Annotated in this window: 15 protein-coding genes; 12 read left to right on the top strand and 3 right to left on the bottom strand. The window is 75.1% G+C overall.

From position 1 onward, the window contains the following. Positions 1-61: 61 nt before the first annotated feature. The 4 genes from AC0680_RS01910 (at position 62) to AC0680_RS01925 (ending at position 3903) form a co-directional block, all read left to right on the top strand. A complete protein-coding gene (locus AC0680_RS01910; protein ID WP_478624090.1) occupies positions 62-859 on the top strand; it encodes a crotonase/enoyl-CoA hydratase family protein in 798 nt (265 codons plus the stop codon). 41 nt (positions 860-900) lie between these two features. Beyond that, a complete protein-coding gene (locus AC0680_RS01915; protein ID WP_478624092.1) occupies positions 901-1638 on the top strand; it encodes an acetoacetate decarboxylase in 738 nt (245 codons plus the stop codon). A gap of 121 nt (positions 1639-1759) precedes the next feature. Further along, positions 1760-2725, top strand: coding sequence for a 3-hydroxyacyl-CoA dehydrogenase NAD-binding domain-containing protein (locus AC0680_RS01920; RefSeq protein WP_478624094.1), 966 nt, complete (start codon positions 1760-1762; stop codon positions 2723-2725). Further along, positions 2722-3903: an acyl-CoA dehydrogenase family protein gene (locus AC0680_RS01925; protein ID WP_478624095.1), complete on the top strand. Its 1182-nt coding sequence runs from the start codon at positions 2722-2724 to the stop codon at positions 3901-3903. The genes AC0680_RS01920 and AC0680_RS01925 overlap by 4 nt, the downstream gene beginning before the upstream one ends. A gap of 27 nt (positions 3904-3930) precedes the next feature. Here AC0680_RS01925 and AC0680_RS01930 read toward each other — a convergent pair whose 3' ends face one another. Next, on the bottom strand, positions 3931-4713 hold the full coding sequence (locus tag AC0680_RS01930; RefSeq protein WP_478624096.1) for a DeoR/GlpR family DNA-binding transcription regulator: 783 nt from the start codon (positions 4711-4713) through the stop codon (positions 3931-3933). Between the two features lie 237 nt (positions 4714-4950). Between AC0680_RS01930 and AC0680_RS01935 the strand changes: the two genes are divergently transcribed. Genes AC0680_RS01935 through AC0680_RS01955 form a run of 5 tightly spaced genes read left to right on the top strand, consistent with a single transcriptional unit; the run spans position 4951 to position 11058 of the window. Continuing rightward, a complete protein-coding gene (locus tag AC0680_RS01935; protein ID WP_478624098.1) occupies positions 4951-6249 on the top strand; it encodes an MFS transporter in 1299 nt (432 codons plus the stop codon). A gap of 13 nt (positions 6250-6262) precedes the next feature. After that, positions 6263-7834, top strand: a complete 1572-nt coding sequence (locus tag AC0680_RS01940; protein WP_478624100.1) for an FGGY family carbohydrate kinase — start codon at positions 6263-6265, stop codon at positions 7832-7834. Then, positions 7827-9338 carry an FGGY-family carbohydrate kinase gene (locus tag AC0680_RS01945; protein WP_478624101.1) on the top strand — a complete coding sequence of 504 codons (1512 nt, stop codon included), beginning with the start codon at positions 7827-7829 and terminating at the stop codon, positions 9336-9338. Before AC0680_RS01940 ends, AC0680_RS01945 begins: the two co-directional genes overlap by 8 nt. Further along, the gene (locus AC0680_RS01950; RefSeq protein ID WP_478624103.1) at positions 9335-9961 is read left to right on the top strand and encodes a histidine phosphatase family protein; all 627 of its coding nucleotides are present in this window, start codon (positions 9335-9337) and stop codon (positions 9959-9961) included. The genes AC0680_RS01945 and AC0680_RS01950 overlap by 4 nt, the downstream gene beginning before the upstream one ends. A gap of 53 nt (positions 9962-10014) precedes the next feature. Beyond that, positions 10015-11058, top strand: coding sequence for a 2-hydroxyacid dehydrogenase (locus tag AC0680_RS01955; protein ID WP_478624105.1), 1044 nt, complete (start codon positions 10015-10017; stop codon positions 11056-11058). Between the two features lie 4 nt (positions 11059-11062). Here AC0680_RS01955 and AC0680_RS01960 read toward each other — a convergent pair whose 3' ends face one another. Together AC0680_RS01960 and AC0680_RS01965 are read right to left on the bottom strand one after the other, a co-directional pair. After that, entirely contained in the window at positions 11063-11647 is a 585-nt protein-coding gene (locus AC0680_RS01960) for a hypothetical protein (RefSeq protein ID WP_478624106.1), read from the bottom strand. 412 nt (positions 11648-12059) lie between these two features. After that, positions 12060-12953 (bottom strand): LysR family transcriptional regulator, encoded by an 894-nt coding sequence (locus tag AC0680_RS01965; RefSeq protein ID WP_478624107.1) that lies wholly within the window; start codon positions 12951-12953, stop codon positions 12060-12062. A 395-nt stretch (positions 12954-13348) separates the two neighbouring features. On the opposite strand from AC0680_RS01965, the gene AC0680_RS01970 reads away from it, so the two are divergent. From AC0680_RS01970 to AC0680_RS01980, 3 genes are read left to right on the top strand one after another with little or no spacing between them, the layout of a single operon-like run. Further along, a complete protein-coding gene (locus AC0680_RS01970; RefSeq protein WP_478624109.1) occupies positions 13349-20338 on the top strand; it encodes an SDR family NAD(P)-dependent oxidoreductase in 6990 nt (2329 codons plus the stop codon). Next, the gene (locus tag AC0680_RS01975; protein ID WP_478624111.1) at positions 20331-24872 is read left to right on the top strand and encodes a beta-ketoacyl synthase N-terminal-like domain-containing protein; all 4542 of its coding nucleotides are present in this window, start codon (positions 20331-20333) and stop codon (positions 24870-24872) included. The genes AC0680_RS01970 and AC0680_RS01975 overlap by 8 nt, the downstream gene beginning before the upstream one ends. After that, a complete protein-coding gene (locus tag AC0680_RS01980; protein ID WP_478624113.1) occupies positions 24862-25179 on the top strand; it encodes a phosphopantetheine-binding protein in 318 nt (105 codons plus the stop codon). The genes AC0680_RS01975 and AC0680_RS01980 overlap by 11 nt, the downstream gene beginning before the upstream one ends. Positions 25180-25183 lie beyond the last annotated feature (4 nt).

The raw sequence follows: 25183 nt of genomic DNA on the forward strand, positions 1-25183 counted from the left end.
GCGGCCTTCGGCCTTCATCCACCCGTGCCGTACCGCACCCCGATCGCAAAGGACCCGGGTCATGCCCAGCACATCTGACGCCACCGCAGCCGGCCCCACCCCCGTCGTACGCACCGAGCGGATCGGTACCGCTCTGCTCATCACCCTCGACCGGCCGCACGCCCGCAACGCGGTCGACGCCGCACTGGCCTCGCAACTCGCCGACGCCATCGACGAGTTGGAGGGCGACCCGGCGCTGCGGGCCGGGGTTCTCACCGGCGCGCAGGGCACCTTCAGCGCTGGTATGGACCTCAAGGCCGCGCTGGCGGGCGAGTCGCCCGAGATCCCGGGCCGCGGCTTCGGCGGGCTGACCGAGGCCGCGACGAGCAAGCCGCTGATCGCCGCCGTCGAGGGCTGGGCCATGGGCGGCGGCTTCGAACTGGCCCTGGCCTGCGACCTGATCGTGGCCGCGGACGACGCCCGGTTCGGCCTGCCGGAGGTCAAGCGGGGGCTCCTCGCGGCCGGCGGCGGAGCCGTCCGGCTGCCCCGGCGGATTCCGTACCACCTGGCCATGGAGCTGCTGCTGACCGGCGAGCCGGTCTCCGGTGAGCGGGCCGGCCGGCTCGGCATCGCCAACCGGGTGGTACCGGCCGGGCAGGCCGCGGCGGTGGCACTGGAGCTGGCCGCACAACTCGCGGACAACGCCCCGCTGGCCCTCGCCGCCGTGAAGCGGATCGTCCGTACCGCCGACGGCACCCCCGAACCGGCCGCCTTCGCCGCCCAGCGCCGGGAGACGGCCGCGCTCGCCGCGTCGGCCGACGTCCGCGAGGGCATGGCCGCCTTCGTCGAACGCCGCGCCCCCGTGTGGCAGGGCAAGTAGGCACGCACCCGAAGGACACGCAGGAGAAGAGGCCATCCGCCATGCAGCAGCACGACATCGCCCACCACCTCGCCACACCCCTGATGAACCCGGCGTATCCGCCCGTCGTCCCGCGCTTCACCGATCGCGAGTACCTCAACATCGTCTACCGCACCGACCTCGACGCACTGCGCGCGGTGGTGCCCGAGCCGCTGGAGATCGACGAGCCGCTGGTCCGCTTCGAGGTGATGCGGATGGGCGACGTCACCGGATACGGGCCGTACACCGAAGCCGGTCAGGCGATCCCGGTCCGGTACAACGGCGAGCGTGGCGAGTATCTGCACGCCATGTACCTGGACAACTTCCCGGCCACCGCGTCCGGACGGGAGGCCAGTGCCTACCCGAAGGTCGCCGGATCGCCCGCCCTGTATGTCGACCACGGCGCGCTCGTCGGCGTCCTGGACCACGGCACCGTCCGGGTGGCGACCGCGACGATGGGCTACAAGCACCACGCACTGGACCCCGAAGAGGCGGCCGCGCAGATCACCGTGCCGACCTTCATGCTCAAGCTGGTGCCGGGGTACGACGGCACCGCGCAGGTGGCCCAGCTGGTCCGCACCGAGATCAGCGACGTGGTGGTGAAGGGCGCCTGGAGCGGGCCCGCCCGGCTGCAGCTGTTCGCGCACGTCCTGGCTCCGCTGGCCGATCTGCCGGTGCGCGAGATCGTCTCGGCCAGTCATGTGCTGACCGACCTCACCCTGGCTCCGGTCCGGCCCGTGCACGACTACCTCGCGCGCTGACGCCGCACGGCCGGGACCGGCACCGACATCGCCACCACCGCACCGAAGTCGCGGCGAAGGCACCGCACCTGGCAATCGCCACACCGAAACCACAGTGAACGCACCGAAAGAAGCATCCGTCATGAGCAAGCCACCCACCACCGCGGCGGTCATCGGAGCCGGGACCATCGGGCTCTCCTGGACCGTCCTGTTCGCCGCCCACGGCCTGTCGGTACGGGTCAGCGACCCGCGCCCCGACCTGGCCGAAGCCGTGGACGCCGCGCTGGCGCAGGCCGCCCCGCAACTGGCCCGGCAGGGCCTCGACGTCCGGGGCCTCGCCGACCGGGTCCAGCTGGCCGACGGCGTCACCGACGCGGTCCGCCACGCCGACGTCGTCCAGGAGAACGGCCCCGAGAACACCGTCTTCAAGCGTGAACTCTTCGCCGCCCTGGTCCGGGAGGCGCCCTCGCACGCACTCCTGCTCAGCTCCTCGTCCGCCATCCCGTCGAGCTCCTTCACCGGTGGGCTCGACGACGCCGGCCGGATCCTGATCGGCCATCCGTTCAACCCGCCGCACCTCGTGCCGCTGGTGGAGGTGGTGCCCGGCGCGCGCACCTCCCAGGACGCCGTGGGCCGTGCGGTCGCCTTCTACCGCTCGGTCGGCCGGGTCCCGGTCGTGGAGCGCAAGGAACTCCCCGGCTTCGTCGGCAACCGGCTGCAGAACGCGCTCAGCCGCGAGGCGATCCACCTGGTGGAGCAGGGCGTGGTCACCCCGTCCGAACTCGACACGATCATGGTGAACTCGCTCGGTCTGCGCTGGTCGACGGTGGGCCCCTTCCTCGGCGCCCACCTGGGCGGCGGCCCCGGCGGCTACCGGCACATGGCCGAGCACATCGGCCCCTCGATGCGGCAGATGTGGGACTCTCTCGGCCGCCCCGAGCAGAGCCCCGCCCAGACCGAACGGCTCATCGCGGCCGTCGAGGACGCCTACGGCGCGCGCCCGTACGACGAACTCACCCAGGAGCGCGACGACAAGCAGCTCGCCGTCCTCGCCGCCCTGAACGACACCGACACCACCACCGCACCGAACGAGGAGACCCGGTCATGACCGACCAGCTCACCGCCGACTTCTACGGCTACCAGGACCTGCTGTCCGACAACGAGCGCGAACTGCTGCTCCGGGCCCGCGACTTCATGCGCAACGAGGTCAAGCCACTGGTCAACGACGCCTGGGCGAAGGGCGAGTTCCCCCGCGAGCTGATCGACAAATTCCGTGGACTCGGGCTCGCCGGCGTCGCGTACGAGGGGTACGGCGATCCGCTGCCCGCCGGCAGCCATCTGCTGGTCGGGATGCTCACGACGGAGTACACCCGCACCGACGCCTCGTCCGCGACCTTCTTCGGCGTCCACAACGGACTGGCCATGTACAGCATCTACCGCGGCGGCGACGAGGAGCAGCGCCGCCGCTGGCTGCCCGCGATGGCCGCCCTGGACAAGATCGGCGCCTTCGCCATGACCGAGCCGCTCGGCGGCTCCGATGTGGCCGGCGGGATGCGCACCACCGCGCGGCGCGAGGGCGACCACTGGGTCCTCAACGGCGCCAAGCGGTGGATCGGCAACGGCACCTTCGCCGACCTGGTCGTCGTCTGGGCCCGCGACGAGGCCGACGACCACGTCAAGGGCTTCGTGGTGGAGAAGGGCACACCCGGCTTCTCGGCCACCAAGATCGAGAACAAGACCGCCTTCCGCATCGTCGAGAACGCGGACATCACCCTCACCGACGTCCGCGTCCCGGAGGCCGACCGGCTCCAGCGGGTCGACTCCTTCCGGGACGTCGCGGAGATCCTGCGGGCCACCCGCAGCGGCGTCGCCTGGCAGGCCCTCGGCGTGATGATCGGCGCCTATGAACTCGCGCTCGACTACGCCCGCGAGCGCCGGCAGTTCGGCCGGCCGATCGCCCGCTTCCAGATGGTGCAGGACCTCCTCGTCAAGAGCCTGGGAAACATCACCGCCTCCTGGGGAATGCTCGTCCAGCTGGCCCGCCTGCAGGACGCCGGCGTCTTCCGCGACGAACACTCCTCGCTGGCCAAGGCGTTCGTCACCAGCAGGATGCGCGAGGTGGTGGCCTGGAGCAGGGAGATCTTCGGCGGCAACGGCATCGTGCTCGACTACGACGTCGCCCGCTTCTTCGCCGACGCCGAGGCCATCTACTCCTTCGAGGGCACCCGCGAGATGAACACCCTCATCGTGGGCAAGGCGATCACGGGGCAGAGCGCCTTCGTCTGAGGGACCGACCCCCTAAGAGCCCCGGCGTCACGGCCTGGCCGGCACCACCATCACCTCGGTGCCGGCCGCCCGTACGCCGCGGACCTGCTCGGCCGGCAGGCCGTCGTCGACGATCAGCAGCTCGAAGTCGGTCAGCGGGGCGAGCGCGTACAGGCCGCCCTTGGTGAACTTGGTGTGGTCCGCGACCAGGATGCGGCGCCCCGCGCTCTCCATCATGGCCCGCTTGACCTGCACGGTCTCCGGCGAGGTGTGGTAGCAGCGGCCGTTGGTGACGGCCGTGGTGGACATGAACAGCACATCGGCGCGAAACGCCCGGACGGCCTCCGCGGTGTGCGGGCCCATGAACGCGTCATACGCCGGGAAGTACGCCCCGCCCAGCGTGATCAGCGAGATACCGGGCTCCCTGGCGAGCGTGGTGATGGCCGGCAGGGAGTTGGTGATCACGGTCAGCGGGGTGTGCTCGGCGGCCTGGTGGGCCAGCAGCAGACAGGTCGTGCTGTCGTCCAGCAGCACGGTCTGCCCGGAGACCAGCAGCGTCGCGGCGGCCCGCGCCAGCTGCTGCTTGGTCTGCGCCATGGTGGCCATCCGCTCCGCGACGCTGCCGTGGAACTGCGCCGAGGGCAGCCCGGTCGCCCCGCCGCGCACCTTGCGCAGCCAGCCCTGCGCCTGAAGGGCGTCCAGATCGCGGTGCGCGGTCATCAGGCTGATGCCGAACTCCTCGGCGAGGTCCGCGGTGCGCACGAATCCGCGGGAGATGACGGTCTCGCGCATGCGACGGCGCCGCTCCTCCTGGGCCTCGACCCGGTCCATCGCGCTGCTCTCCCCTCGCCTCCGCGTGAATTCGCCGCGTTATGTTCGCACGGATTTAACACTGCACCCGCCGCGGCAGCGGTGTCCACATGCGGTTCCAATAGGACGCAACACGGCTGGTCGCGGCCTTGATGCGAAGATTCCACGGGCCATTGACGCCCGATTCTGCGCGGCTGTTCCATCGCTCCGTCCACCCCCCTTGCCCCCCTGCCACGCCGCCGCAGAAAGGGAGATTCGATGACGAACTCTCCGCCGCGTTCGCTGATCACCCGCCTGGGCATTCCGCCGACCCTCGCCTGGGGATACCTCGGGCTCCTGCTGTTCATGATCGGAGACGGGGTCGAGTCCGGCTACCTCTCGCCGTACCTCATCGACCAGCACCTCTCCGAATCCCGGGTCGCGCTGCTCTTCACCGTCTACGGGATCGCCGCCGGCATCGCCGCCTGGCTGTCCGGAGTGCTGTCCGACCTGTGGGGCCCGCGCCGCGTGATGTGGGCCGGTCTGGGCATCTGGGGCGTCTTCCAGGTCCTGTTCCTGACCGCCGCGATCCCCCTGACCAGCTATCCGCTGATGATGGTCAGCTACGGACTGCGGGGCCTGGGCTATCCGCTGTTCGCCTACGGCTTCCTGGTCTGGATCGCCGGCGTGGCACCGCGGGCCCGGCTCGGTACGGCCATGGGCTGGTTCTGGTTCGCCTTCACCGGCGGGCTGCCCACCCTGGGCTCGCTGGTCGCCAGCGGCCTGATCCCGCGGATCGGCGCGTACGCCACGCTGTGGGCCGCGCTGGTGCTGGTGGCCGCGGGCGGGCTGATCGCCCTGCTGCTGGTCCGCGACGAGCACGGCGGCAAGCGGCCGCGTGCCGAGGCCGAGGGGCCGGTGGCCACGCTGGTCGGCAGCGTCACGATCCTGTGGCGCAACCCCCGGGTCGGGGTCGGCTCGCTCGTCCGGGTCATCAACACCGCCTCGCAGTTCGGCTTCTTCGTGATCATGCCGATCCACTTCACCAAGACGGTCGGCTTCACCCTCACCGAGTGGCTGCATCTGCTCAGCGCGATGTTCGCCACCAACATCTTCGCCAACCTGCTGTTTGGCATGCTCGGCGACCGCTTCGGCTGGCGCCGCACCATCGCCTGGTTCGGCGGCGCCGGCTGCACGATCAGCACCCTGCTGCTCTTCTACGTCCCGCACGCGGCCGGCGCCAACTTCCCGCTCGCCCTCCTGGTCGCCGCGTTCTACGGCGCTACGCTGGCAGGTTATGTACCGCTTTCGGCGCTGGTGCCCACTTTGGAGCCCAAGCACCAGGGGCAGGCGCTGGCCGCGCTCAACCTGGGCGCGGGAGCCAGCACCTTCGTCGGCCCCGCCGTCGTCGCGGCGTTCGTCGGGACGCTCGGCGTCGAAGGGGTGGTCTGGATCTTCGCCGGGATGTACGCGGTGAGCACCGTGCTCGCCCACTTCCTGACGCTGCCGGAGCCGGACGCCAAGGACACGACCGGCGCCGCGGACACCGCGCCCGCCGCCGCCTCGGCGCCGGCGTGAAAGGACCCCACTGATGTCCGTACTCACCATCGACGTGGGCACCACGGTGATCAAGTCCGTCGTCTTCGACGACCAGGGCACCGAGATCGCCGTCGCCCGCCGGGCCACCGAGGTCCTGCGCCCGCACCCCGGCTGGGCGGAACAGGACATGGACGCCGTCTGGGACGCCGTCGTCCACACCGTCCGCACGGTGCTGGACGGCCTGACCGACCCGGTCTGGCTGGTGTCCTTCACCGCCCAGGGCGACGGCGCCTGGCTCGTCGACGACCGCGGCCGCCCCACCGGACCGGCCATCCTGTGGTCCGACGGCCGCGCCGGGGAGCAGCTCGGCGCCTGGCAGCAGGGCGGCGTCCTGGAGGCGGCCTTCCGCCGCAACGGCTCGCTGACCTGCGCCGGGATGCCCAACGCCCTCTTCAGCTGGCTCGCCGCCCACGACCCGGACCGGCTGGCCCGCTCCGCCACCTCACTGACCGCCGCCGGCTGGCTCTTCCTGCGCTTCACCGGCGTCCGCGCCACCGACGAATCCGACGCCTCGGCCCCCTTCCTCGACCACGCCACCGGCGCGTACGACCCCTACATCCTCGACCTGTTCGGCCTCGGCGCGTACGAACGGCTGCTGCCCACCGTCCTGGGGGAGTCGCAGCGGATCGCCGAGATCACCACCGCCGCCGCGGCCGAACTGGGGCTGCCCGCAGGGCTCCCGGTCGTGATGGCGCCCTACGACATCGCCTCCACCGCCCGCGGCGTCGGCGTCGTCAACCCCGGCCAGGCCTGCAGCATCCTCGGCACCACCCTGTGCACCGAGATCGTCCGTACGGAGATCGACACCAGCGGCGAGCCGTCCGGCATCCACATCGCCTACCGCGGCCGCGAGCGGGTGCTGCGCGCCTTCCCCACCCTCAACGGCGCCGAGGTGCTCGGCTGGGCGGCGCGGCTGCTGCATCTGCCGGGCCCGCCGGAGCTGGCGCAGCTGGCCTTCGAGTCGGAGCCCGGCGCCCGGGGGCTGATGTTCCTGCCCTACCTCTCCCCGGCCGGCGAGCGCGCCCCGTTCCTCGATCCGGGGGCCCGCGGCTCCTTCTGGGGCCTGTCCCTGGAGCACCGGCCCGCCGACCTGGCGCGCGCCGTCTTCGACGGGCTCTCGCTGGTGCTGCGCGACTCACTGGCCGCCGCCCGCACGGACGTCGACGAGCTGCGGCTGTGCGGCGGCGGCGCCAACAGCGACGCCTGGTGCGCGCTGATCGCCGATGCGACGGGCGTACCCACCGCGCGCTCCTCAGACACCGAACTCGGCGCCAAGGGCGCCTTCCTCACCGGCCTGGTCCGCACCGGCGCCGAGACCAGCATGCACAGCGCCGCCGCCAAATACGTCCGGATGCAGCGGAGCTGGGAGCCGGAGCCGCAGCGCGCGGAGTTCTACGCCGCGCTGTACGAGGACTTCCTCGGCTGGCGCGGGCTCGCCCGGGAGGCGGGCTGGCGCGGCCGGGCGACCTGGCGCGGCGGCCCGGCAGCGCCCGGCCGCCCGGCCGAAGCCACCGGCCACCCCGTGGACACCACCGGCACCGCCCCTGGAGGCACCCTTGTCTGATCCGCACCACCCCGGCGGCCCGCCCGAGGCCCTCGACGGCATCTGGCTCGGCCTCGACCTGGGCACCCAGAGCGCACGCTGCGTCGCCGTCGACGGCACCGGCCAGCTCCTGGCCACCGCCGCCCGCCCGCTGACCAGCCGGCGCCGGGGCAACCGCCACGAGCAGGACCCCGAGGAGTGGTGGCACGCACTGGCCGCCGCCTGCCGGGAGGCCCTGGCGGGCGTCGACACCCGCCGGATCCGCGGGCTGGCCCTCGACGGCACCTCCGGGACGATCCTGCTCGCCGACGCCCAGGGCACCCCGCTCACCCCGGGCCTGATGTACGACGACGGGCGCGCCGCCGAGCAGGCCACGGCCGTCAACGCGGCCGGCGCGGCGGTCTGGCAGGAGCTCGGCTACCGCAGCATGCAGCCGTCCTGGGCGCTGCCCAAGCTCGTCGCCCTGCTGGAGAGCGCCCCCGCCCTGCGGACCGGGACCCGGCTGCTGCACCAGGTCGACCTGGTCACCTGGCGGCTGACGGGGCGCCAGGTGCCCAGCGACGCCAGCCACGCCCTCAAGACCGGCTACCACCTCGTCGAGGAGCGCTGGCCGCGGGAGGTGATGGCCCAACTCGGCGTACCCGAAGGGATGCTGCCCGACGTGGTGCGCCCCGGAAGCGTGCTCGGCACCGTATGCGCCGACGCCGCCGCGGCCACCGGCATCCCCGAGGGGACCACCGTCGTCGCCGGGATGACCGACGGCTGCGCCGCGCAGATCGGCGCCGGAGCCCTCGCCCCGGGCGCCTGGAACTCGGTGCTCGGCACCACCCTGGTCCTCAAGGGCACCAGCCCCCATCTGGTCCGCGACCCGGCGGGCGTCGTCTACTGCCACCGCGGACCCGGCGGGACCTGGCTCCCGGGCGGCGCCTCCAGCAGCGGAGCCGGAGTCCTCTCCCGGCACTTCCACGGCGCCGACCTGGACGCCCTCACCGCGCGGGCCGCGGCCCTGGACCCGGACGCGGTCGGCTACCCGCTGGTCTCCACCGGCGGCGAACGCTTCCCCTTCCGCGCCCCCGACGCCGAACCCTTCGTCCTGGGGGAAGTGCCCACCCGCGCCGCCGAGTTCCACGCCTGGCTCCTCGGCGTCGCCTGCCTCGAACGGCTCTGCTTCGACTACCTCGACCACCTCGGCGCGCCCATCGACGGGCCGCTCACCCTCACCGGCGGCGGCGCCCGCAACGCCTACTGGTGCCAGCTGCGCGCCGATGTCCTCGGCCGCCCCGTGCGGCTGCCGCAGCAGGCCGAGGGCGCCCTCGGCATGGCCGTCCTCGCCGCCACCTCCTCGGGAGCGGGCCTTGAACGGGCGGCCGCCGCCATGGTCCGCATCGACCGGGAGATCGCGCCCAGACCCGCCCGCACCGCCCGCTACACCCCCGTCCACCTCCGCTTCGTTGACGAACTCACCCGCCGCGGCTGGCTCGGCCAGGACGTGGCCGACCACGCCCGCAGGAGGGCAGCGCAGTGACCGACTTCATCCTCGTACGCCACGGCGAGACCGTCTGGCATGCGGAGAACCGCTACGCCGGCCGCACCGACGTGCCCCTGACCGACCACGGCCGCGCACAGGCCGCCACCCTCGCCACCTGGGCCGCCACCGCCCGGCTCACCGCCGTCTGGAGCTCCCCGCTCTCCCGGGCCCGGCTCACCGCCGCACCCGCCGCCGAGGCCTGCGGGCTGACCCCGCGCATCGACGAGCGGCTCTACGAGGTCGACTTCGGCCGGGGCGAGGGCCTGACCAGGGAAGAGATGAGCCGGCGCTTCCCGGAGCGGCTGGCGGCCTTCCTCACCGACCCCGTCGAGCACCACCTGCCCGACGGCGAGCACCCCCGCCACGCCGCCGAACGCGCCGCCGACTGCCTCGCCGACATCGCCCGCGAACAACCCGACGGCCGGGTCCTTGTGGTCGCGCACTCCACCCTCGTGCGGGTCCTGCTCTGCCATCTGCTGGGCATCCCGCTCGCCCACTACCGCCGGGTCTTCCCCCGGCTGGACAACGGCGCCCTCACCGAGCTCCGCGTCGACCAAGGGCGGACCGCGCTGCTGAGCCTCAACGCACCGGCCCTCGCCCAGGCCCCCGCGCTCCACTGACCGCCCGTACGCCCCCAACCGGCCCCGTACCGCCCTCCAGGAGAAGCAGACCCATGAGCACCACCGTCCTCGTCGCCGGCAACCACTTCATCCGCCCGAGCCTGTTCACCGAGGCCGTGCGCGCGGCCGCCGGGGACACACCGCTGGACGTCCGCGAGATCCGGTTCGACTGGCCGCACACCCCCTTCGGCCCGGTCGCCGAGGTCATCGAGGCCTCCGGCAGCGAGGACGAGATGATCGAGGCCCTCCAGGGAGCCGAGATCTGTGTCACCGAGCACGGTCCGCTCACCGAGCGGATCCTTGCCAACTGCCCCGACCTGAAGCTGTTCTGCACCAGCCGCGGCGGCCCGGTCAACGCCAACCTCGAAGCCGCCACCCGCCACGGCGTCGCTGTCTGCTACGCCCCCGGCCGCAACGCCACCGCCACCGCCGAGCACACCCTGACCCTGATGCTGGCCGCGGCCCGCGGCGTCGGCGACACCCACACCGACCTGCGCCGTGGCGTGTGGCGCGGCGACTACTACGACTACGACAACTGCGGCATCGAGATCGACGGTGCCACCGTCGGTCTGATCGGCTTCGGCGCCATCGGCAGCCGGGTCGCCAAGGTGCTCGCCGCCATGGGTGCCCGCGTCCTCGTCCACGACCCGTACGTGCGCCCCGAAGCCCTGGCCGGTATCGCCGAGCAGGTGCCGCTCGGCGAACTGCTCGGCCGCTCCCGCATCGTCTCGCTGCACGCCCGGGTCACCGAGGAGACCACGGGCATGATCGGCCGCGCGCAGATCGCCGCGATGCCCCGCGGCTCGATCCTGGTCAACTGCGCCCGCGGCGCGCTGCTCGACTACGACGCGGTCTGCGACGCCCTGGACTCCGGACAGCTGGCCGGCGCCGGCTTCGACGTCTTCCCCGAGGAACCGCTGCCCGCCGGCTCCCGCCTGCTGACCGCCCCCGGCGCGGTGCTCACCCCGCACATCGCCGGCGGCAGCCAGCAGGTCGCCCACAAGGCCGCGCGGATCGTCGCCGAGGAGGTGGGCCGCCATCTGCGCGGCGAGCCGCTGCTGCACTGCGCCAACCCCGAGGCGCTGAAGGGAAACTGACGCCTCAGCAGCCCGGCGTAGCCTCGGGCGGCAGCGGTACCCGCCAGATCTGGCGGTCGTTCTCCGAGCCCACGAGCAGGGTCGTGCAGTCGGCGTAGGTCACCGCCTCGCCCTGCGGCTGGGCGGGCAGCGCCACCTCGGCGAGCCGGTTGCCGTCCCGGTCCCGGACATAGCCGGTGTTCGGGCCGAACGGTCCGCCGCTGCGCACCACATACGACCGGCCGCTCGGGGCGTACGCGCCGTCCGTCGCCCAGGCCGGGCCGTCGCGCAGCGGGGTGAGGGTGTTGACCCGGCCCGGCAGCGGCGGCAGCGGCGCCTTGTAGAGCCGGCCCTTGGCGCCCAGCACCTTGCTGACCACATACAGCTGACGGGACGTCGGGTCGATCAGCAGCGACTCGGCGTCGTGTCTGCCGTCGGCGTAGGCGAACCGGAAGGTGACCGGTGACACCGTCGCGTCCGCCAGCGTGTCGGGCTCGGCGAAGCGGTGCACCGAGATCTCGGCGCGGCCGGCGAAGTTGTCGCCGATGTCGCCGACGTGGATGAGGGCAGCCCTCCCCCAAGCTCTTAAAGAGCAGGGAGGTACCCCCATCGTCGGGGCCGCCGGCCAGCGCCTCCCAGTCGGTGTTGGCGGTACCGCTCAGCGTGAAGGTGGCCCGCAGCCGCCCCGTCGCGCCGGAGCAGTCGACGGCGAACACCTGGGGGGTGTTGCCGCTGTCGTTGACCGCGTAGAGGACACCGGGGTGCTTGACGCTCCGGCCCAGACCGCTGAGCTCCTGCAGCCCGGCGGGGAGCGTGCAGGCACGCTCGGGCGCGGCGGTGGCCTGGGGGTGCGCGACGAGCGGGGCGGTGAGCGCGGCGGTCGCGAGGAGCACGGAGGGGAGCTGGGAGAGGGGGGACATGGGTTCAAGGTGGCGGCGGGCGGTCACCACGCCAAGGTCGCCCGGCCACCCGTTGGGCATGGGAGCGATAACGGGCAGGTATGGCGGGCGGCGGCCGGTCCGTCAGCGCGACGGCTCGCGGACCGGGGCCGTGCGCCGGGCCTGCGCGAGGAAGGAGCGGGCCGGCCGGCTCAACGGGCTGCGGGCGTGCACGATGCCGACCGGGCGCAGCAGCGCGGGGCGGAACGAACGCACCTCGGCGCGCGAGCCGAAGGTGCGTGACGCCATGTCGCGGTACCAGACCAGCGAGCCGTGCCCGCCGAGCACACTCGCCACCCACGCCAGCCGCTCGTCCACTTCCAGCGCCGCCACCGGGCGCACACCCAGGTGGCTGAACATCGACTCCAGCTCGGTCCGCCGGCCGGTGCCCCGGGTCGGCAGGACCATCGGCAGGCCGTCCAGCCGCCGGAGCGGCAGCGGGTCGGGCAGCCCGGAGCCGGACGGCGAGACCAGCACCACCTCGCGCTCCTGGAGATGGTGCGAGGACAACTGCTGGTCCACCGGAAGGTCCACCAGGCCGAGTTCCGCCGAGCCGTCGGTCACGCACTCGACCAGCGCCTCGCGGCTGCTGCGCCGGATCAACTGGACGTCCACCCCCGGGTGGCGCGCGGTGAAGGCCGGCAGCAGTTCGGCCGCGAGATCGATCGCCAGGGTCGGGGTGGCGACGACGCACAGCTTCTCCCGGGCACCCCCGCCGTGCGCCGCGCCGATGTCCTCGATCGCGTCCACGGCGGCCAGCACCGTACGGGCCAGGCGCACCACCCGGGCCCCCTCGCACGTCAACTCCACGCCACGGCCCTTACGGGTCACCAGCGCCACGTCCAGGTCGCGTTCCAGGGCCTGGACGGCGCGGGAGAGCGCGGGCTGGGCCACATAGACGGCGGCGGCCGCGGCGGTGATGGACCGGCAGTCCGCGACCGCGACCAGATAACGCAGTTGCTGGAGGGTGAGGGCCATGCGCGGACCGTAGCCGGGTCGGGGTGAACCCGTAAGACGAAGCGGGCGTCGGAGCGATGGCGCGGCGGTGTCCGCCGGGGGACGGGGCAAGACCCGCTCGGCACCGAACCATGCCGGGCGGGCATGGGACGGGGCGGCGCGGACCGGTGCGCCGGCGCGCGGACACGGGACGGCGCGCGGTGCGAAGGCGCAGGTCGGCACCGGGGAAACGGGGCGGAGCGGTGGGCGCGGCCGCCGCGGTGGTGACCTTGGCGGAATCAACCACCGCCTGACGCAAGGTCGTTGACAGTGCAAGGGGGTGGGCCCACGATGCATCGGCATCAGCGGGATACCGCTGGTTACCGCAGGTGGCAGTGGTCAGCGTGTCCGTCCCCCACGCAGCACAAGGAGCGCCCGTGGTCTCCCGCCCCCCTCACTCCGGCACCTCCCCCCGTCCGGGATCCGCGCGGCCGGCCGCGACCGGCCGCGACCTCGTCGTCGCGCTCTCGCCCTTCGAGCAGCCGGACGAACGGATCGTCGCGGCCGCCGAACGCGCCGGCGCGCTCGGCCTGTTGGACCTCGGCCGCCACGCCGGCCCGGCGCGCACCGCCCTCGCCGGGCTCGCCCGCCGGCTGCGGCGGCCGCACGGCGTACGCGTACCGGTGGGCTGCCCGCTGACCCCCGGCGAACTGCCGGCCGCGGTCGACACCGTGCTGCTCGCCGACCCGGGGCAGTTCACCGCCACCGCACGGGACCGGGCCGGGAGCCGACACGACTGGTCCGACGGCGGCCGGCGCCGGGTCTGGGCCGAGGTCACCAGCCCCCAGGAGGCCGCGGCCGCCCGCGCCGCCGGCGCCGAGGCGCTGGTCGTCCGCGGCCATGAGTCCGGCGGCCGGGTCGGTGAACTCACCACCTGCGTACTGTTGCAGCGCGTACTCGCCGACCCGGGCAGCACCGTCCCCGTCCTCGCGGCCGGCGGCATCGGCCCGCACACCGCCGCCGCGGCCGTCGCCGGCGGGGCGGCCGGCGTGCTGCTCGACTCCCAGCTCGCGCTGACCACCGAGGGCGAACAGCGGCTGCCCCGCGCGCTGGTCGCCGCCCTGCGGGCCATGGACGGCAGCGAGCCCGCCCTCGTCGACGGCCACCGCGTCCTGACCCGCCCGGATCTGCGCACCGACCCGCTCCCCGTCGGCCAGGACGGCGCGTTCGCCGCCCGGCTCGCCGCGCGGTACCGCACCACCGGCGGCATCCTCGCGGCCGTACGGTCCGCCCTCACCGGCCACCTCGCCGCGGCCGCCCGCACCCGGCCGCTCGCGCCCCGCCCCGCCGCCCGCCACCTCCCGGTGGCCCAAGGGCCGATGACCCGGGTCAGCGACGAGGCCGCGTTCGCCGCCGCGGTGGCCGCCGAGGGCGGGCTGCCCTTCCTCGCCCTCGCGGTCATGGACGGCGAGCAGGTGCGCCGGCTGCTGGCCGAGACCGCCGAGCGGCTGGGGGAGCGGCCGTGGGGCGTGGGCCTGCTCGGCTTCGCACCGCCCGAACTGCGCCGCGCCCAGCTCGCCGCGGTCGCCGAGTTCGCCCCCGCGTACGCGCTCATCGCCGGCGGCCGCCCCGCCCAGTCCGCGCCGCTCGAAGCCGCCGGGACCCGGACCTACCTCCACGTCCCCTCGCCCGGCCTGCTGGAGCGCTACCTGGCCGAAGGCGCCCGCAGATTCGTCTTCGAGGGGCAGGAGTGCGGCGGCCACACCGGGCCCCGGGCCAGCTTCCCGCTGTGGGAGGAGCAGATCGAGCGGCTGCTGGCCCACGACCGGGAACACCGCGGCACCGCCGAGGAGTTCGATGTGCTCTTCGCGGGCGGCATCCACGACGCCCGCTCCGCCGCCATGGCCGCGGCCGCCGCCGCCCCGCTCGCCGAGCGCGGCGCCCGGATCGGTGTCCTGATGGGCACCGCCTACCTCTTCACCGAGGAGGCCGTGGCCACCGGCGCCGTCCAACCGGCCTTCCAGGACACCGCGCTGGCCTGCGAGCGGACCGTACTGCTGCGGACCGCGCCGGGGCACGCCACCCGCTGCGCCGAGACCGCCTACGCCGCGGAGTTCGCCGCGGCCGAGCGGCGGCTCGCGGCGGACGGCGTGGACCCGCGGACCCGGTGGGAGGAGCTGGAGCGGCGCAACCTCGGACGGCTGCGGATCGCCAGCAAGGGCCTGCGCCACACCGACGGGGGACCGCCGGCACCGGTGGGGGAGCCGGACCAGCTGCGCGAGGGCCTGTACATGCTGGGCCAGGCCGCCACCGCCCGCGGCGCCACCACCTCCCTCGCCGCGCTGCACAGGGACGTCACCGAAGGGGCGAGCGCACTGCTCGACGCCCGGGCGAAGCAGCTCGGGCCACCCGCCGGGCACCAGGACCGGCAGGCGGCGCCGCTGGACATCGCCATCGTCGGCATGGCCTGCTGCTATCCGGGCGCGCCCGACGCCGCCCGCTACTGGTCGAACGTCGTCGCCGGCGTGGACTCCGTCACCGAGGTGCCCGCCGAGCGCTGGGACGCCGCCACCTACCACGACCCTGACCCCGCCCGGGCGGGCGAGCGCACCCCCTCGCGGTGGGGCGGATTCCTGCCCGCCGTCCCCTTCGACGCCCTGGCCCACGGCATCCCGCCGGCCTCCCTCACCAGCATCGAACCCGTGCAGCTGCTCGCCCTGGAAGCGGCCGCCAAGGCCCTGGCGGACGCTGGATACGCCGACCGCGACTTCGACCGCGCCCGCACCGGCGTCGTCTTCGGCGCCGAGGCCGGCACCGAACTGGCCGGCGCCTACGGCCTGCGCGCACTGCACCCCGCCTACCTGGGCGAGCTGCCGCCCGTCCTGGACGCCGAACTGCCCCGGCTGACCGAGGACTCCTTCCCCGGAGTGCTCGCCAACGTCATCGCCGGGCGGATCGCGAGCCGGTTGGACCTGGGCGGCGCCAACTGCACCGTGGACGCCGCCTGCGCCTCCTCGCTCGCCGCGCTGGACCTGGCCTGCCGCCAACTGCGCGACCGGGACGCCGACATGGTCCTGTGCGGCGGCGCCGACGTGCACAACGGCATCAACGACTACCTGATGTTCGCGTCCGTGCGCGCCCTGTCGCCCACCGGCCGGTGCCGCCCCTTCGACGCGGCCGCCGATGGCATCGCGCTGGGCGAGGGCGTCGGCGCGCTGGTCCTCAAACGCGTCGAGGACGCCGAGCGGGACGGCGACCGGATCTACGCGGTGGTCAAGGCCGTCGGCAGCGCCAGCGACGGGCGGTCGCTCGGCTTGACCGCGCCGCGGCCCGAGGGCCAGCGCCGCGCCCTGGAACGCGCCTACCGCCGCGCCGGCATCAGCCCGGCCCAGGTGGGCCTCCTCGAAGCCCACGGCACCGGCACCGTCGTCGGCGACGCCACCGAACTCGCCGTCCTCACCGATCTGTTCCAGGCCGCTGGGGCCGCACCGGGAAGCTGCACACTGGGCTCGGTCAAGTCGCAGATCGGGCACACCAAATGCGCGGCCGGGCTGGCCGGACTGATCAAGACCGCCCGCGCCGTGCACGCCGGGGTGCGGCCGCCCACCCTGCATCTGACCCGGCCGGGGGCCGACACCGGGCCGTTCCGCTTCGAGGCCGGCGGCGCCCGGCCCTGGACGGCCCCCGTCGAACGCCGCATCGCCGGGGTCAGCGCCTTCGGCTTCGGCGGCACCAACTACCACGCGGTGCTAGCCGGATATGCGGGCGCCGACGAGCCCGCCCACACCCTGCAGGAGTGGCCCGCCGAACTGTTCTGCTTCCGCGGGGCCGACCGCGCCGCCGCCGTGGCGGCCATCGACCGTCTCGCCGTGCGCCTGGCGGACAACGACGCGGCCGGGCGGCCCTGGCCGCTGCGCGACCTGGCCGCCGAGACCGCCGCGGCCGCGGCCGACGCACCGATACAGGTCTGTGTCGTCGCCGAGGACCTCGACCGGCTCGCCGCCCGGCTGGACGCGGCGCGGAGCTACGCGGCCACCGACGGCGTGTACCCGCGCCGAGAGGACGCCGACCCCGGCCTGGTCGGCTTCCTCTTCCCCGGCCAGGGCAGTCAGCGCACCGGGATGCTGGGCGAGCTGTTCGTCGCCTTCCCCGCGCTGCGCGGCCTCCTGGACGACGCCGACCCGGACTGCGTCGCGGCCATGTTCCCGCCCGCCGCCTTCACCGCCGAGCAGCGCAGGGCCCAGTCCGCCGCCCTGACCGACACCCGCGTCGCCCAGCCGGCCCTCGGCCTCGCCTCCGTCGCCGCGCACCGGCTGCTCACCACGCTCGGGGTGCGCCCGGACTGCGCGGCGGGCCACTCCTTCGGAGAGCTGACCGCGCTGTGGGCGGCCGGCGCCTACGACACCGAGGCGCTGCTCAGGCTCAGCGACCGCCGTGCCGCGGCGATCGTCCGGGCCGCCGGGGACGACCCCGGGGCGATGGCCGCGGTGGCCGCCGCTCCCGCCCGCGTACGGGAGCTGACCCGCGGCATGCCCGGAGTCGTGGTCGCCAACCACAACGCGCCCGAGCAGAGCGTGATCTCGGGACCCGCCGACGCCGTGGAGCAGGCCGTGGCGGCGCTTTGCGCGGCCGGCGCCGAGGCGCGGCGCATCCAGGTCGCCTGCGCCTTCCACAGCCCCCGGTTGGAGCCGGCGGGCCAGGAGCTGGCCGAGGAGCTGCGCGCCACACGGCTGTCGGGGCCCGCGTTCCCCGTCTGGTCGGGCGCCACCGCCCGCCCCTACGGCCGCGAGACCTCCGCGATCCGCGACACCCTGGCCGGACAGGTCGCCGCACCGGTGCGCTTCGTGGACCAGATCGAGGACATGTACGCCGCCGGGGTGCGCACCTTCGTGGAGGCCGGGCCCGGCCGGGTGCTCACCGGCCTCGTCGGGCGCATCCTGGGCGAACGCCCGCACACCGCCGTGGCGTTGGACGTGCCCGGTGAGCCCGGCCTGGCCCGGCTGCCGCAGGTGCTGGCCCGGCTCGCCGCCGCGGGCGTCCCCGTCGACCCGGAGGCGCTGTTCCGCGGGCGCACCCGCGCACTGCCCGAGGAGGCGCCGCGCCGCCCCGGGTGGCTGGTGGACGGACACCTGGTGCGCACCGCCGACGGCGCCTGCCTGCCCGGCGGGCTGCGTCCGGCGCGGCGGGTGACGGCGGTAGCGGACGACGGCTCCGCCGCGCCTGGGGAAGCGGGGCGGCAGCATGCGCTGCGTCCGGTCTGGCCGGTGGCGGCGGTAGCGGACGACGGCTCCGCCGCGCCTGGGGAAGTGGCGAGGCAGCACGCGGTGCTGGAGTATCTGCGCGGTACCCGCGAGCTGGTGGTGGCGCAACGGGACGTGGTGCTGCGGTACTTGGGCGAGACGGCGCCCGCGGCCCCGCCGACCGCATCGGTGGCCTCGCGGACCGCGCCCGCGTCGGAGCGGCCGTTTGCGCCGTACGACGGGGCCGACCTGGCCGGAGCCGACCTGCCCGGAACCGGTCCGGCCGGCGCCGACACCGGAGCCGACACCGGGGCCGCGCCCGCCCCGGACACCCGGCCGGCGCGCCTGACCGCCGACCAACTCCTCGACGCCGTACGCGAGATCATCCACACCCGCACCGGCTATCCCCGCGAGATGCTCGACGCCGGACTCGACCTGGAGGCCGACCTCTCGGTGGACTCCATCAAGCGGGTGGAGATCATCGGGGCGCTGGCCGACCGGATCGGGCTGCCGCAGGACGCGGACGGGGCCGTGGAGTCGGTGGTGGAGGAGCTGTCCCGGGTCAAGACCATCAGCGGCATCGTCGAACGGATCGCCGCCGCCACCCCCGAACCCGCGCCGGAGCCCCCCGCCACCCCTGAACCCGCGCCGGAGCCCCCCGCCACCCCCCAACCCGCACCGGGCCCGCCCGCCGTCCCCGCGCCCGCCACCAGCCCGGCGGCCGGACGGCCCCCCACCCGCCACCTCGTCGACGTCGCCCCGCTGGGCCCGCCCGCGAGCCGCCCGCCCGCCGAGGTGGTGGCGGGCGCCGAATTCGCCGTGGTGGAGGACGGACAGGGCGTGGCGCTCGCGCTCACCGCCCTGCTGGAGAGCCATGGGGCCCGGGTACGTACGGTCCCCGCCGAGCGACTGGCCCAGATCACCGCGCACGGGGTGGTCGACCTCAGCGCGCTGCGGGCGGGCCGCACCGCCGTACTGCCGGGACAGTACGCGGGGTTGCGCACCGCCCTGACCGGCGGCGCCCGCTGGCTGCTGCTCGCCACCGCTGGCGGCGGAACGTTCGGGCTGGACGCCTCCGCCTTCGCCCCCGACCCGCTGCCGGGCGCCGGACTGCGCGGCTTCGCCCGTACCGCCGCGCTCGAATACCCCGACGCCCTGGTCCGCGCCGTGGACATCGACCCCAAGGACCGCCCGGAACGCATCGCCGCCCACCTCCTGGCCGAACTCTGCGCCCCCGGCGAGCCGGTCGTCGTCGGCCGCACCAACGGCACCCGCACCACCCTGCGCACCGTGCGCACCCCGCTCCCGGACGTCCGGCCCGCCGCGGACCGCACCCCGCTGGGCCCCGGCTCCGTGGTGCTGCTGACCGGCGGCGCCCGCGGCATCACCGCCCGTACGGCCCTGGCGCTGGCCCGCACCCACGGCTGCCACATCGAACTCCTGGGACGTACGCCCCGGGCCGAGGCCCCCGAGGACCCGGCCCTCGCCCACGCCCCCGACCGCATCACCCTGCGCGCCGCGCTGATCTCCCGAGGACTGCGCAGACCCGCCGAGATCGAAGCGGCGGCCACCGAGATCCTCGCCCGGCGCGAGATCACCGCGACGCTCGCCGCACTGGAGCCGCACGCCGCCTCCGTGCACTACCACGCAGCCGACGTCACCGACGCCGCGGCGGTACGCGCCGTGGCGCGAGACATCCGGGACCGCCACGGCCGCCTCGACGGGATCGTGCACGGCGCGGGCACGCTGGAGGACAAGCTGCTGCGGGACAAGGACCCGGACTCCTTCGCCCGGGTCTTCGCCACCAAGGTCGACGGCGCCCGCCATCTGCTCGCCGCCGCCGGCGACGACACCGGCTTCCTCGTCCTCTTCGGCAGCGTCGCCGGGGTCTTCGGCAACCGCGGCCAGGCCGACTACGCCGCCGCCAACGACGCCCTGGACACCCTCGCGCGCGCCTGGTCGGCCCGGACCGCGCACCGCGTGCTCGCCGTCGACTGGGGCCCGTGGGCGGCCACCGGCGGCGGCATGGTTACCCCGGAGCTGGCCCGCGCCTACGCACGCCGCGGCATCCCGCTGCTGGACCCCGACACCGCGGTCGCCGCCCTCCTGGACGAACTGGCCCACGGCACGGCGCCCCAGGTCGTACTGGCGGCGGAGGCGGCCGGGGAGGCGGCGGGCGATGAGTGAGCGCAGCGGGCGGGCAGGCCCCCGGCCCACGGACGCCGCCATCGTCGGGATGGGGGCGGTCTTCCCCGGCGCCGACGACCTCGCGGCGTACTGGCGCAACCTGGTGGCCGGTACGGACTGCGTCACCGACGTGCCGCCCGGGCGCTGGGACCCGGAGATCTACTACGACCCGGCGGGCGCCGAAGGCCCCGCCCGCAGCGACCGCTTCTACTGCCGGCGCGGCGGCTTCCTGGCCGGGCCGACCGCCTTCGACCCGACCCGCTTCGGCATCATGCCCGCCGCCGTCGCCGGCGCCGAGCCCGACCAGCTGCTCGCCCTGCGTGCCGTCGCCGCCGCCGTCGCCGACGCGGGCGGCCAGGACCGGCTGCCCGCCGACCGCTCCCGGATCGGCGTGATCCTCGGCCGCGGTGGCTTCATGGGAGCGGCCACCGCCCGGCTCGACCAGCGCGTCCGCACCGCCCACCAGCTCGCCGCCACCCTGCGCGAACTCGCCCCGGAACTGGACGAGTCGAGGATCCGGGCGGTCCGGGAGGCCTTCCAGGAGAGCCTGGGCCCCGAACAGCCGGAGGCCTCCATCGGCCTGGTGCCCAGCTTCACCGCCGCCCGGACCGCCAACCGGCTGGACTTCCGGGGCCCCGCCTACACCCTCGACGCGGCCTGCGCCTCCTCGCTGCTGGCCGTGGAGCAGGCCGCCGGCCTGCTGGCCGCCGGCCGCTGCGACCTGATGGCCGCCGGCGCCGTACACCACTGCCACAGCGCGACCCTGTGGAGCGTCTTCACCCAGCTGCGGGCGCTCAGCCCCACGCAGCGCATCCGCCCCTTCGACCGGCGGGCCGACGGCACCCTGCTGTCCGAGGGCACCGGTGTCGTCCTGCTCAAGCGGCTGGCCGACGCCGAGCGCGACGGCGACCGGGTCTACGCGGTCGTCCGGGCCGTGGGAGTGGCCGGCGACGGGCGCACCGCGAGCCTGATGAGCCCTCAGGTGGACGGCCAGGTGGCCGCGTTGGCGCAGGCCTGGCGCGGCGCCGGGCTCGACCCGCGGGACCCGGCGGCACTCGGGCTGCTGGAGGCGCACGGCACCGCGACGCCCGTCGGCGACGCGGCGGAACTCGACACCCTGGCCCGGGTGTTCGGGCCCGCCGGAAGGGGGCGCACGCCGGTCGGTCTGGGATCGGTGAAGTCGATCCTGGGCCACACCATGCAGGCCTCCGGCATCGCCGGGCTGATCAAGGCCGCCCTCGCCGTGCACCACCGGACCCTGCCGCCCACCCTGCACCTGGACGAGCCGCACGAGGCCCTGGCACACACCCGCATGCGCCCGGTCACCGAGGCGCAACCCTGGGACGCCGGGCCGCGACACCCGCTGAGGGCCGGCGTCAACGCCTTCGGGTTCGGCGGGATCAACGCCCACGCGGTCCTCGAAGAGGCGCCGGGACACCGGAGCCCCGCCGCCCCGCAGCCCGCACCGCCCAGCACCCCGCCGCACCGGGCGGCGCTGCGCGTCGCGGAGCCGGAACGCACCGTTCTGCTCGCCGCACGCACCCCGGAAGAACTGGCACACGCCCTGCGTGACGAGGACAGCGGTCCACGTGACAAGAACGGTGGTGCACGGGGTGGGGAAGGCGGCGGCGTGCCTTCCCCACCCCGCGACGCCCCCTGCCGCCTCGCCCTCATCGACCCCACCCCCCAGCGCCGCGCCCTGGCCGCCCGGGTCCTGGCACGGGCCCTGCCCTGGCGCGGCCGCGGCGACATCTGGTTCACCCCCAGCCCGTACTTCGGGCCGTACGCCCAGGAGCCGGGGGCGCGGCTGGCCCTGCTCTTCCCGGGACTGGAGGCGGAGCCGCCGCCGCGCGTCGACGACGCCGCCGACCAGCTGGGGCTGCCCCGCCCCCGGCTGAGTGGCGGTGACGGCCTGGTCGAACGGGCCGTCGACAGCGTCGCCGTCGGCCGGCTGTTCGCCCGCGCGCTGGGCGAACTGGGGATCGCGCCCGACCTGCTGACCGGACACAGCCTCGGCGAATGGACCGCCATGGTCTGCGCAGGCATGTATCCGGCGCAGGCCGTGGACACCTTCCTCGACTCGCTGCGGCCGACCTCCCTCGCCGTACCCGATCTGGTCTACGCGGTCCTGGGCTGCGGTGCGCGGCAGTCCGCCGCGGCGCTGGAGGGCCTGGCGCGGGTCGCGGTCAGCCATGACAACTGCCCGCACCAGTCGGTGATCTGCGGGGACGGGCCGCAGCTGGCCGAGGCCGTACGCCGGCTCGCCGCCCAGGGCGTACGGGCCCAGGAGATGCCCTTCCGCTCCGGCTTCCACACGCCCATGTGGGCGCCCTACCTCGACCAGGCCCGCGCCGCCTTCGACGCCCTGCCGCTGCGGGACCCGCGGCTGCCCGTGTGGTCGGCGACCACCGCCGCCCCCTTCCCGCGCGACGCCTCCGCCGTGCGCCGGCTGGTGCTGCGGCACCTCCTGGAACCGGTCCGCTTCCAGGAACTGACCAGACGGCTGTACGACTCCGGCGTACGCGTCTTCGTCCAGGCCGGAGCCGGCAGCCTCACCGGCTTCGTGGCCGACACCCTGCACGACCGGGACCACCTCGCCGTGGCGGCCGCCGACCCCCGCCACACCGGCAGGGCGCAACTGCGCCGCCTGGCCGCCGCGTTGTGGACCGAGGGGCTCAGCCCCCGCTGGGACCGGCTCGCGCCGCGGGCGGACGCGGCCGGTGCGGTCCGGCTGGACCTCGGCACCCCGCTCGTCCGCCTCGGCGCCGCGGCGCCGCGCACCTCGCTCCACACGTCCGCCGACGCGCCGCCTCCATCACCGTCGTCCCCACCACCGTCATCCCCACCACCGTCGTCCCCCGCCGCGGACCCCGTCCGGCGCGCCCTGGAGGACGTCCTGGCCGAAACGGCCGCGGCGACCCGCGCGCTGGCCGCCGCGGCCGCCCCGGTGGCGGCGCCGCGCCCCGGCCCCCGCCGCAGCGTCCGCCACCTCTCCCTCGACGCCCTCCCGTACGTCCGCGACCACTGCGTCTACCTCCAGCCCGACGACTGGCCCGAGCCCGCCGACCGCTTCCCCGTCGTCCCCATGACCACCCTGCTGGAGCTGGCCGCCGAAGCGGCCCGCGAGGCCGACCCCTGGCACACCGTCACCGGCTACTCCGACGTAAGGGCGCTGCGCTGGCTGCCCGTCGCCCCACCCGTCGACCTGACGGTCACCACCACCCCCGCCGGGCCCGGCCGTATCCGGGTGGACCTCGGCGAGTACGCCGTCGTCACCGTCCACCTCGCCGCTCACCACCCGGCCCCGCCGCCCCCCGACCCCGCGCCGCTGACCTCCGGCGGCCCCGCGCCGGTCAGCGCCCGGGCCCTCTACCGAGACCGGTGGATGTTCCACGGCCCGGCGTTCGCCGGGGTCCACGAGGTCACCACGCTCGCCGCCGACGGCATCCGCGGAACGCTGCGCGCGCTGCCCGCCCCGGGCGCCCTCCTGGACGCCGCCGGGCAGCTCCTCGGCCACTGGATGCAGCTGAAACTGAGCGGCGACCGGCTCGTCTTCCCCGCGACCCTGGAGCGGGTACGGCTCCATGGGCCGCCGCCCCGCGAGGGCGCGCTGCTGACGGCCACCGCGCGGATCCGCGCGGTAGGGCCCGGCTCGGTGCGCGGCGACGTCGAGCTGTGCGGCGCCGACGGCCGGGTGTGGGCGCACCTGGAGGGCTGGACGTACCGGCGCTTCGCCGCCGACGAGCGGGTGTGGCCGATGAAGTTCACGCCGGAGGTGTGCGGCATCGGCGAACCCCGGCCGGGCGGCTGGACGCTGGTCCGGCGCAGCTGGCCGGACCCGGCCTCGCAGGAGCTGGTCATGCGCCGCTATCTGGGCGCCGCCGAACGCGCACGCTACGACCGCTGCACGCCCCGGGACCGCGCGGCATGGCTGCTGGGCCGGATCGCGGCCAAGGACGCGGTGCGCGAGCTGCTGTGGGAAGCGGGAGCCGGGCCCGTCTTCCCGGTCGAGATCCCCCTCGTCGAGGACGGTGGCGGCGGTCCCCGCCCGGAGGGCCCGCTCGCCGACGGCATCCGGCTCTCCGTCGCCTGCCGCGACCGGTTCGCGGTCGCCCTCGCCCGACGGTCGGGCCCCGCCGGGATCGCCGTCGAAACCGTCACCGGCGATCCGCGGGACCTGCGACGGCTCGCCCTCACCCCGGCCGAACACCGCCTGGCCGACGCCCTCCTCGCCCGCGAGGCGCCGCCCGGAGGAGAGCGTGCCCACTGGCTCACCGCGCTGTGGTGCGCCAAGCGGGCGGCGGCCCGGGCGACGCGCGCCGGCACCGGAGTCCGGGCGGAGGAGTGGGCCGTCACCTCCGCACCGGGCGGCGCGCTCCTGCTGGCCGCACCCGACGGCCGGAACCACCTCGTCCACCTCGACTCCGTCCACGACCGGTCCGCGCGCCACGTCGTCGCCTGGACCGCCCCGCGTCCCGAGGACCCTGCGGGCACCGACACCCTCACCCCCACGGAGGCCACCCATGCCAGCTGACGCCCACCCCGAGCGCATCCGTCCGATCCTGGACGAGATCACCGACATGCTGGTGCGCGTCGCCGGCGAGGAACTCCTCGTCGTCGGGCCGATCACCGCCGCGACCACCTTCAACGACGATCTGGCGCTGGAGAGCATCGAGTTCGTCGCCCTGGCCGAACTGCTGCAGCAGCGCTACGGCACGGCGGTGGACCTCCTCGGCCTGCTCGCCGAGAAGGACATCGAACAGATCCTGGCCATGACGGTCGGCGAACTGGCCGTCCACATCGACCGGGTCACCACCGGCGACCGGGCCTGCGCGGGCTGAGCGC

The organism is Streptomyces sp. NPDC043738, assembly GCF_056436545.1.

Coding starts and splice junctions, on each gene's coding strand:
- AC0680_RS01910 (WP_478624090.1), top strand. CDS start 62: ATGCCCAGCACATCTGACGCCACCGCAGCCGGCCCCACCCCCGTCGTA.
- AC0680_RS01915 (WP_478624092.1), top strand. CDS start 901: ATGCAGCAGCACGACATCGCCCACCACCTCGCCACACCCCTGATGAAC.
- AC0680_RS01920 (WP_478624094.1), top strand. CDS start 1,760: ATGAGCAAGCCACCCACCACCGCGGCGGTCATCGGAGCCGGGACCATC.
- AC0680_RS01925 (WP_478624095.1), top strand. CDS start 2,722: ATGACCGACCAGCTCACCGCCGACTTCTACGGCTACCAGGACCTGCTG.
- AC0680_RS01930 (WP_478624096.1), bottom strand. CDS start 4,713: ATGGACCGGGTCGAGGCCCAGGAGGAGCGGCGCCGTCGCATGCGCGAG.
- AC0680_RS01935 (WP_478624098.1), top strand. CDS start 4,951: ATGACGAACTCTCCGCCGCGTTCGCTGATCACCCGCCTGGGCATTCCG.
- AC0680_RS01940 (WP_478624100.1), top strand. CDS start 6,263: ATGTCCGTACTCACCATCGACGTGGGCACCACGGTGATCAAGTCCGTC.
- AC0680_RS01955 (WP_478624105.1), top strand. CDS start 10,015: ATGAGCACCACCGTCCTCGTCGCCGGCAACCACTTCATCCGCCCGAGC.
- AC0680_RS01960 (WP_478624106.1), bottom strand. CDS start 11,647: ATGGGGGTACCTCCCTGCTCTTTAAGAGCTTGGGGGAGGGCTGCCCTC.
- AC0680_RS01965 (WP_478624107.1), bottom strand. CDS start 12,953: ATGGCCCTCACCCTCCAGCAACTGCGTTATCTGGTCGCGGTCGCGGAC.
- AC0680_RS01975 (WP_478624111.1), top strand. CDS start 20,331: ATGAGTGAGCGCAGCGGGCGGGCAGGCCCCCGGCCCACGGACGCCGCC.
- AC0680_RS01980 (WP_478624113.1), top strand. CDS start 24,862: ATGCCAGCTGACGCCCACCCCGAGCGCATCCGTCCGATCCTGGACGAG.